The sequence below is a fragment of the Phytopseudomonas daroniae genome, assembly GCF_004327285.1.
GTDB classification, from domain to species: domain Bacteria; phylum Pseudomonadota; class Gammaproteobacteria; order Pseudomonadales; family Pseudomonadaceae; genus Aquipseudomonas; species Aquipseudomonas daroniae.
Window position 1 is genome coordinate 1 of sequence record NZ_QJUI01000045.1, and the last position, 8,733, is coordinate 8,733.

10 protein-coding genes and 1 pseudogene are annotated in these 8,733 nt (G+C 62.9%); 3 read left to right on the plus strand and 8 right to left on the minus strand.

What is annotated here, in order from left to right; all coding sequences use genetic code 11:
• Positions 1–123 precede the first annotated feature (123 nt).
• Positions 124–888 (plus strand): annotated as a pseudogene (locus DNK06_RS24845) (sugar nucleotide-binding protein); the annotation flags it as partial.
• On the plus strand, positions 881–1,810 hold the full coding sequence (locus DNK06_RS24850; RefSeq protein WP_131182639.1) for an NAD-dependent epimerase/dehydratase family protein: 930 nt from the start codon (positions 881–883) through the stop codon (positions 1,808–1,810). The pseudogene DNK06_RS24845 and the gene DNK06_RS24850, both read left to right, overlap by 8 nt.
• 306 nt (positions 1,811–2,116) lie before the next feature.
• Here the strand turns inward: DNK06_RS24850 and DNK06_RS24855 are convergent, their stop codons facing one another.
• From DNK06_RS24855 to DNK06_RS24875, 5 genes are all read right to left on the minus strand, one after another.
• Positions 2,117–2,809 (minus strand): OmpW/AlkL family protein, encoded by a 693-nt coding sequence (locus tag DNK06_RS24855; protein WP_131182640.1) that lies wholly within the window; start codon positions 2,807–2,809, stop codon positions 2,117–2,119.
• Between the two features lie 122 nt (positions 2,810–2,931).
• Positions 2,932–3,453, minus strand: a complete 522-nt coding sequence (locus DNK06_RS24860) for a DUF3299 domain-containing protein (RefSeq protein WP_131182641.1) — start codon at positions 3,451–3,453, stop codon at positions 2,932–2,934.
• Between the two features lie 47 nt (positions 3,454–3,500).
• On the minus strand, positions 3,501–4,763 hold the full coding sequence (locus DNK06_RS24865; RefSeq protein ID WP_131182642.1) for an ABC transporter permease: 1,263 nt from the start codon (positions 4,761–4,763) through the stop codon (positions 3,501–3,503).
• A gap of 1 nt (position 4,764) precedes the next feature.
• A complete protein-coding gene (locus DNK06_RS24870) occupies positions 4,765–5,472 on the minus strand; it encodes an ABC transporter ATP-binding protein (RefSeq protein WP_131182643.1) in 708 nt (235 codons plus the stop codon).
• A 125-nt stretch (positions 5,473–5,597) separates the two neighbouring features.
• Positions 5,598–6,203: a DUF2796 domain-containing protein gene (locus DNK06_RS24875; RefSeq protein WP_131182644.1), complete on the minus strand. Its 606-nt coding sequence runs from the start codon at positions 6,201–6,203 to the stop codon at positions 5,598–5,600.
• 124 nt (positions 6,204–6,327) lie between these two features.
• On the opposite strand from DNK06_RS24875, the gene DNK06_RS24880 reads away from it, so the two are divergent.
• Positions 6,328–6,678 (plus strand): hypothetical protein, encoded by a 351-nt coding sequence (locus DNK06_RS24880; protein WP_131182648.1) that lies wholly within the window; start codon positions 6,328–6,330, stop codon positions 6,676–6,678.
• Between the two features lie 111 nt (positions 6,679–6,789).
• On the opposite strand, the gene trxA is transcribed toward DNK06_RS24880, so the two are convergent.
• The 3 genes from trxA to DNK06_RS24895 all read right to left on the minus strand — a co-directional run.
• Positions 6,790–7,662 carry a thioredoxin gene (gene trxA / locus DNK06_RS24885; RefSeq protein ID WP_131182645.1) on the minus strand — a complete coding sequence of 291 codons (873 nt, stop codon included), beginning with the start codon at positions 7,660–7,662 and terminating at the stop codon, positions 6,790–6,792.
• Positions 7,663–7,721: 59 nt separating this feature from the next.
• Positions 7,722–8,384: a class I SAM-dependent methyltransferase gene (locus tag DNK06_RS24890; RefSeq protein ID WP_131182646.1), complete on the minus strand. Its 663-nt coding sequence runs from the start codon at positions 8,382–8,384 to the stop codon at positions 7,722–7,724.
• Positions 8,381–8,733, minus strand: a 353-nt coding sequence (locus tag DNK06_RS24895; RefSeq protein ID WP_131182647.1) for a YbaY family lipoprotein, incomplete at its 5' end; no start/stop codon positions are given. The genes DNK06_RS24890 and DNK06_RS24895, both read right to left, overlap by 4 nt.

The window sequence follows — 8,733 nt, forward strand, 5'->3', positions numbered from 1 at the left end:
AGCAAGGGTCAGGCCGGCTAGCACGAGCTGCTCAGAAAAACTGCCTGTCTTCATATATAATGGAAGCCGAACGCGGATCGTTGAAGGGAATAATAATTTGATTCCAGATGTGTATAAGAGACAGCCGCCAGCCTGACCCAGTTGATCGACGATACCCGCCCCGATGCGGTGATCAATCTCGCCTATTACTTCGACTGGTTCCAGGCCGAGCAGGTCAGCGAAGAGCGCTTTGCTGCCCAGGAGCGCGCAGTGGAGCGCCTGGCCGAGCTTTGCCAGCATCACGATATTCGTCTACTGCAGCCGTCCAGCTATCGCGTATTCGATGGCGCGCGTGCCACCGCCTACAACGAAAAGGATGAGTTGCAGCCGCTCGGCTTGCGTGGGCAGGTGCTTGTGCGCATGGAGCAGAGCGTTCGCGCCTTGTGTCCTCGGCATGTGTTGCTGCGTTTTGGCTGGTTGCTGGATGACAGCCCGGATGGCTTGCTGGCACGCTTTCTGGTGCGAGCGGAGCGCGAAGAGGCACTGTTTCTGGCCGATGACCGGCGTGGCAATCCGACGCCGATCGACGATGCCGCCCGCGTCATCCTGGCCGTGCTCAAGCAGCTCGACTGCGCCGCGCCACTGTGGGGCACCTACCACTATGGCGGGCATGAGGCGACCACCGCACTGGCGCTTGGCCAGGCGATCCTGAGCGAAGCACGGCACATGCGTCAGAACCTGCTCGAGGATATTTCCGGCCAGGCCCACGCCGTACGGGCAGATGCTGCCGACGAGCCGCAGCACGCCGTGTTGTCGTGCAAGAAAATCCTTCATACCTTCGGCGTCAAGCCGCGTGCCTGGCGTGCCGGTCTGCCGAGCTTGCTGGAGCAGTACTATCGCCATGTCTGATCAAACCATTCTCGTTACTGGCGGTGCCGGTTTTATCGGTTCCAATCTGGTCGATGCCCTGCTGGCTCGCGGCCACCGCGTGCGCGTGCTGGACAACCTGTCCATGGGCAAACTCGCCAATCTGCCAGTGGATAACCCGCGGCTGACCTTCATCGAGGGCGATGTGGCTGACACTCAGCTTGTCAGCCGTGCAGTCGCTGGATGTGGTGCGGTCGTGCATCTGGCCGCCGTGGCGTCGGTGCAGGCGTCGGTAGACGATCCGGTCAGCACGCACCAGAGCAATTTCATCGGCACCCTGAACATCTGCGAGGCTATGCGCGAACACGGCGTGCGCCGCGTGCTATTCGCCTCCAGTGCTGCGGTATATGGTAACAATGGTGAAGGCCAGGCGATCGACGAAAATACGCCCAAGGTACCGCTGACACCCTACGCGGCGGACAAACTGGCCAGCGAGCATTACCTGGAGTTCTACGGCCGCCAGCATGGGCTGGAGCCGGCGATCTTTCGTTTCTTCAACGTCTTCGGCCCGCGTCAGGATCCGTCCTCGCCATATTCCGGGGTGATCAGCATCTTCACCCAGCGCGCCCAGCAGGGCCTGCCGATCAGCGTGTTCGGCGATGGCGAGCAGACCCGCGATTTCTTCTACATCGCCGATCTGCTCGAATTGTTGTTGCAGGCGCTGGATGCCGAGCAAGTAACGCAGGGCGCAGTGAATGTCGGCTGGAACGAGGCGGTGAGCCTCAAACAACTGCTGGCGCAGATCGGCGAGTTGCTTGGTGGTTTGCCGACCGTCACCCATCTCGATCCACGTCCGGGTGATATCCGCCACTCTCGTGCAGACAATGGCCGTCTGGCCGCACAGTACCAGTTGCCGACGCAGACCACGTTGCGCGATGGGCTGGCCGCGTTGCTGAATAGCTGAGTCGTCAGACTCCAGAAAGCAAAAAACCGGCATTACCGGCTTTTTGCGTTTTAGGGGGGCTTGGAAACTGCGCGTGGTCTCGTCCTGGGCAAATGGACGCTACAAGGCGGAAGCGGCCGTTCGAAATTTGTATCGGATATGCCGGCCAAATGTCGGATTACGCTTCGCTAATCCAACCTACGAGGCCATGGCACGAATGTAGCCTGGATTAGCCGCAGGCGTAATCCGGGGCCGAAGGCCTGATCCTTCGTTCAACGCGGATCATCGAACGGCCGCTATCGCCTTATTGCGGGCTTGATCAGGTTCTTAGAACTTGTAGCCCAGGCCAACCATATACACGAACGGATCGACGTCGACGTCTACCTTGGCGCGCACGCCGAGCCCTGGATGGTCGACATAGGCGGTGGTGTCGATGTCGATGTAGCGCGCCTGGGCGTTGATCAGGAGGTTGTCGGTGAGCATGTAGTCGGCGCCGATCTGCCAGGCCAGACCCCAGGAGTTCTTCGCCCGGAAGTTGTCGAAACCAGCCGTGCTGGCGCGGCTACCCACATGTTCGTCATAGATCCAAGTGTAGTTGATGCCGGCCCCGACATAGGGCTGGAACACCGATTTCGAATCGAGCGGGTAGTAGACCACGCTCAGGGTCGGCGGCAGGTGTTTCAAGGTGCCGAGTTTGCCGTTGGCGGCATCCAGTGTGGTGCCCTTGATCTTCACGTCATGCTCGAACGGCGTGGCGGCGAGCAGCTCGATGCCGATATTGTCGGTGAGCATGTAAGCGAAGTTGAGACCCAGCTGGGTGTCGCTGCTCATGGTCGCCTTGCCGCCCAGGTCGGTACCGGCAAGGCCGCCGCGATCGACCTTGACCGTGGAGCTGTCGGCCTTCGGGTTGACCGTGATGGCGCCGGCGCGAACGAGGACATCTCCGGCCTGGTGCGCCTGCGCCATGGGGGCAGCCAGTGCCAGGGCGATCAGAGAGGCAGAGAACAGCGACTTGTACATGGTGAGCTCCTAACGGGTCATTCGAGTAATCTCGGATGGCGTCAGGTTAGGGCGCCTGGCGATGCGTCCCTTGACTCAGCTCAATGCTCGCTGACTGCGAGGTGCGACTTTTTGCCACGATGTCAGTTGGCCGGCAACTCGTAGGGATAGATCTTGTCCGCAGCCATCTGGTAACCGACCTCGGCCAGTTCGCTGCTGCTGTGCTCGACTTTCATCGGCCCCTCGATCCAGAACGGCTGATACAGCGCGTCGAGCAGCACGCCCAACTCAGCGGTGACATGGACGATCTGGTTGGATGGCGGTGGCGGCACGTGGATGCAGGCGCCGAAGTAGGGAACCAGCAGAAATTCGGTGACACGGCCTTCTTCGGTCACGTCCAGCGGTACGATATAGCCCGGAATCTTGACCTGCTGACCGTCCATTTCCTTGACCACCGGCGCAGACGGAAATTGCTGCAGAGAGACGGCTCCCCCTTCGGAAAGCGCATCGCCCAACTGCGACATGTCATGCATCGGCGTCATCTGACTGACCTGGGGCGGTGCGTCCTCGGGAATCAGTTCCTGCCAGTGCAGCGTGCGCAGTTCGGCGGCCCACAGCGGCGTAGCCAGGGCCAGGAAAAAGGCGATGAGCAAAGCGCGGAACATGACACTACCTCTTGATTGAAAACGGAGCCGCCGCCGGCTCCGAATATTCAGAGGCGGATAGACAGGCCATCGGCCAGCGACTGCCGATAGGCACGCCAGGCCGGCACGCAGCCCATCAGCAGGGCGGCCGCCAGAATAGCGCCGAGCAGCGTCCACTCATAGGGTGTCGGCGCACTCAATGGCAGATACAGACCGTAGTTGGCCTGCACATAGCCCTGAGCGCTGGCGATGCCGGCGTACAGTAGCGCCACACCGGCGGCGACGCCGGCCACGGCCAGGGAAAACGCTTCGAGGATCAGCAGGCTGGCAACATGCCAGGGCCGTGCGCCCACCGAACGGAGGATGGCCATTTCTCGTCGCCGCTCGTTGAGGCTGGTGAGGATGGCCGTGAGCATGCCGATCAACCCCGTCAGCACCACGAACAGCGATACCACGAACAGCGCCTTTTCCGCGGTGCCCATCAGGCTCCACAGCTCCTGCAGGGCGACGCCGGGAAGGATCGCCAGCAGTGGTTCGCCGCGGTACTCGTTGACCTCGCGCTGCACGGAGAAGGTGGCGATCTTGCTTTTCAGACCGAGCATCGCCGCGGTGATGGCCTTGGGCTGAAGATTCATCTCACGAGCCTGCTCGGCGCTGATCTTGCCGGCGCCGCGGGCGGGTACGCCGTTCTGCCAGTCGACGTGCAGCGCTTCCATGCCCTCCAGGGAAATGTGCAGAGTGCGATCCACCGGCGTGCCGGTGCGGGCGAGGATGCCGCTGACCACGAACGGCTTGTCGTCGTGCTGCTGCAGGCTGATGGCCGCGACTCCATGGGACAGCACCAGCTTGTCGCCGAGCTTGTAGTTCAGGGCCTGGGCCACTTCGGCGCCGAGCACTACGTCGAACAGGTCATGGAAGCGTTCGCCCTGGGCCAGCTGCAATGATTGCCCGCGGCCATAGTGGTAGTGGTCGAAGTAGCCTGCGTCGGTGCCCATCACCCGGTAGCCGCGGTGCGAGTCGCCGAGGGAGATCGGGATGGCCCAGTCGACCTGGCGGTGTGAGGCGAGCTTCTCGAAGCTGTCCCAGCGGATGTTGTTGGTGGCGTTGCCGATGCGGAACACTGAGTACAGCAGCAGGTTCACGCTGCCGGAGCGAGCGCCGACGATCAGGTCGGTACCGCTGATGGTATTGGCGAAGCTGGCGCGTGCTTCGGTGCGCACCCGCTCCACCGCGAGCAGCAGACAAACCGACAGAGCGATGGCGAAGACCGTGAGCAGGGCGGTGAAGCGGCGGTTGGCCAGGCTGGCCAGAGCGAGTCGTAACAGGAACACCTCAGACCTCCTGGGGTTTGCTGGCGCGGTTGAGTTCGGCCAGTGACAGGCTGCGGTCGAACAGCGTGGCCAGGCTCTGGTCGTGGCTGACGAACAGCAGGCTGGCACCGACATCACGGCATTCGCCGAACAGCAGCTCGAGGAACGCCTGGCGTGCATCGGCGTCCAGCGCCGAGGTCGGTTCGTCGGCGATCACCAGTTCCGGCTGGCCGATCAGCGCGCGGGCGGCGGCGACGCGTTGCTGCTGGCCGATGGACAGCGAGTCGGCGCGCCGTTCGAGCAGCTCCGGGTGCAGGCCCAGGTGTTCCAGCAGGCGGCTGGCGGCCTGATCCACGCTGCCGTAGCGCTGTGCTGCGCGTTGTGCGCGGAGGCTGGAGAAACGGCAGGGCAGTTCGACGTTGGCACGCACGCTGAGAAAGGGCAGCAGGTTGAATTGCTGGAAGATGTAGCCGGTGTGATCGACGCGGAAGCGATCCCGACGCGCGGCCGAGAGGGCCGCGAGATCTTCGCCGAGCAGACGAATGTTGCCTCGGCCGGGCTTCTGCACGCCGCCGAGCAGGCCGAGCAGGGTGGTCTTGCCGCTGCCGCTGGGGCCCTTGAGAAACAGGGTTTCGCCGCGCTGCAGATGAAAATGCGGGATATCCAGAAGCTCGTCCTGGCCGGGCCAGGCGAAGCCGAGGTCGGTAAGTTCGATCAGTGCTGAGGTCATGGGGACTGCTGGCAGTGAAGGTGAAAGGGCAAGTGTGCCAGTCATGGGCGCGAAATGCTGACTCAGGGGATATTGCAGAACATGTGGGAATACGGATGCCCCTTGTTGGGGCATCCGTCATCGCATCAGAACGTCAGGCGCGCATTGGCTGGCGTCGACTCGACGCCCTGCTGGCCGCTTGGGCCGATCAGTTGCACGTTGATCTTCTGGGTCGCCGGGAACTGCTTGTAGAAGGCAGACAGGTCGAGTGTCTTGAGGGCATCCGGCTGTTTGCAGGTGAAGCTGTAATCGGCATCGATATCGCTGTGCTCGTGGTCATGGCCTTTGGCATGCTCGTCATGGTCATGGTCATGGTCATGGTCATGGTCATGCTTTTCATGAGCGTCACCGAAGAGGGGGCTTTTCAGCTCCTGCTCGTCCAGGCTGCAGCCCGCGGCGGCCGGCAGGCTGAACAGGCTCAGGGGCTTTTCCAGCTGGGCACGAGCGGCGGCGACGGTTTTCTTGTCGGCTTCGCTGGTGGCGGCATGTTCGAAGCCGACGATATTCATCGCCGGGCTCTGCAGTTCGATTTCCAGCGTGTTGCCTTCTAGGGCCACGTTCAGGGTGGCGACGCCATGCTCATGCTTGCCGAGGCTGCCGTGTTCATGGTCGTGATCGTGGTCATGGGTTTGCGCGTGTGCGGCGGCCAGGGGAAGCAGGGCGAAGGGCAGGGCGAACAGTAGGCGGCGCATGAAGGGCTCCAGTATAGGCGGGATTTGTTGATACGTTATAACAAATTTATGGCCTGTGATAGTGGGTGCTTGGTTTGCCTGCGCCCGCGTGGGAGCATGGTGCATCGAGATGAAGGAGAGCGTGATGGTGCGTATTCGTGGGCGGATCGGCGATTGGCCAGTGGATCTGACGGTGGAGCTGGATCCCCAGGATTGGGCGCAACTGGCGGCCGCCGTTCCGCTAACGCCGCAAAGCCCGGCCGCGGTGGCATCCGTGGCGGTTCAGCCGGATCAGGATGGGCAATGGCAAACGGTGCTCGAATTGTTGCGTCGGGCAGGGCGTATCGAGGGGCCGCAGTTGCTGGCGCAACTGGCCGCTCTGGCTGGTGGCGAGCTGGCAGGCAAGCGTTTGCTGGTGCGCCTGCGTCATTGCGAGCAGGTGCGTATGGAAACCGGCCCGGATGCACCGGTGTATTGCTGGGTAGAGCAGCCGTAGCCGGCAGGTATCTGTAGGAGCCGGCTTGCCGGCGATAGCTATGTCGAAATCATCATCGCGATCAACATTACATCGCTCGCAAGCGGGCTCCTACGGGACAGGTTCACGGAGTTAATAGAGCGCCTGATACACCCGGCGACGGTAGGTGGTCACCAGCGGATGCTCGTTGCCGAGCAGGTCGAACACCTGTAGCAGGGTCTTGTGCGGCAGGCCGTCGGCGTAGTTGCGGTTACGCACGAAGAGTTTGAGCAGGGCATCCAGAGCCGGCTCGTACTGCTGACGGGCGAGCTGCTGGATGGCCAGTTGGTGGGCGGCTTCGCCGTCATCTGCGTTCTGTGCCAGGCGGCTCTTCAGCGTGGCGACATCCGGCAGGTCAGCGGCTTCGCGCAGGAAGGTCAGTTGCGCGCGGGCACCTGCCAGAGCCTGCTTGTGTTCGTCGCCCTTGACCGCATCGAGCACCAGTTGCGCCTCACCCAGTTCGCCACGCTCCGCCAGGCAACGGGCGTAGAGAATCAGCGCTGCGCTGTTTTCGTTGTCCTCGCCGAGCAGTTGCTTGAGCAGGGCTTCGGCCTCAGCGATGCGGCCATCGGCGAACGCTTCCTGAGCGACTTCCAGCAGATCGGCCTCAGGCGCCGCTGGCTCGGTGACATGGGGCTGCAACAGGGTGCGGATAGCCGACTCGGGTTGCGCGCCCTGGAATCCGTCGACAGGCTGACCATCCTTGAACAGCACCACGGTCGGCAGGCTGCGGATGCCGAAGCGTGCGACGATTTCCTGCTCGATATCGCAGTTGACCTTGGCCAGCAGCAGCTCGCCCTGATAGCCCTCGGTGATCTGCTCCAGCAGCGGCATCAGCGCTTTGCAGGGCGCGCACCATTCGGCCCAGAAGTCCACGAGTACCGGCTTGGTGAAGGAGTTCTCGATCACCAGTTGTTCAAACTGGATGGCGCCATTGATATCGAAGATGTACGGGGTGTCGCTCATGGTCGGTCTCTGTCCGGGCGAAAGTGGGTACGACTATAAATGCGGGCGCTGTTGTGCGGCTACAAGGGGCGACGATCCGCGTGATAGAGGCTGACGTGCCGGAAGGTTTCCGGCTCGGCCAGATCCGGCCAGGTACAGCCCTGCAGGCTGGCGATGCGGCGGTAGGCCGGGTGGCTGAAATCCCGCACTCTGGAGTCGGCCACCAGCACCTGGCGGGCATGTTCGAGGACGCGGTCGAGCAGGGGCAGGTTGGCGCGGTCGTAGAGCACGTCGGCGACGATCGCCAGGTCGTAGTCGCGGCGCTCGGCGAACAGATCGCTCGAGTATTCCAGTTGCACCCCGTTGAGTTCGGCGTTGGCACGGCAGGCGGCCAGGGCCTGCGGATCCAGATCGCAGGCCACCACCTGCGCCGCGCCAGCACGCGCGGCGGCGATGGCCACGACGCCCGAGCCGCTGCCGACATCCAATACTCGCTTGCCGCGCACCCACTCCGGGTTCCGGGCCAACCAGTCAACCAGCACCAGGCCGCTGGCCCAGCAGAAGCACCAGTAAGGTGGCTCCTCGAGAATGCGTCGGGTTTCCTCGGGATTGAAACAGCGATCCATGTTCGTCGGATCGATCAGCCATAGACGCAGGTCGGTACCCGGCAAGGTGGTCGCGGTCAGGCGGGCGTCGCCGAGCAATTCGCTCAGGGCCGTTTGCAGGTGCTGCGGTGGCGTCACAGCGCAGGCGTCACGCGTATTTCGCCGAGCGCCTGGCTCTGCGGCTCGCGGATAAACTGGCTGGGCATGTGCAGCACCAGCTTGCCGGACTGATGCACGCGGCCACGCAGCTCCACGCGGATGCCCTGGTCGAAGTTCTCGGGGTTGAATTGCAGACGGAATGGCAGCGGGGCGCCCGTTCCACGCAACTGGATATTGCCCAGCAGCTTGTGAGGCAGGCCGCGTTCGTTGATGGTCAACAGGGCCAGCTCGACATCGGCACCTGCGGGCACGTCGAGTAACGTGCCGGTGAGGTCGCGCAGGTGTGCCGGCGTCGCGGCAGGCTCCTGCTTCGGCACCGGTTCTGCGG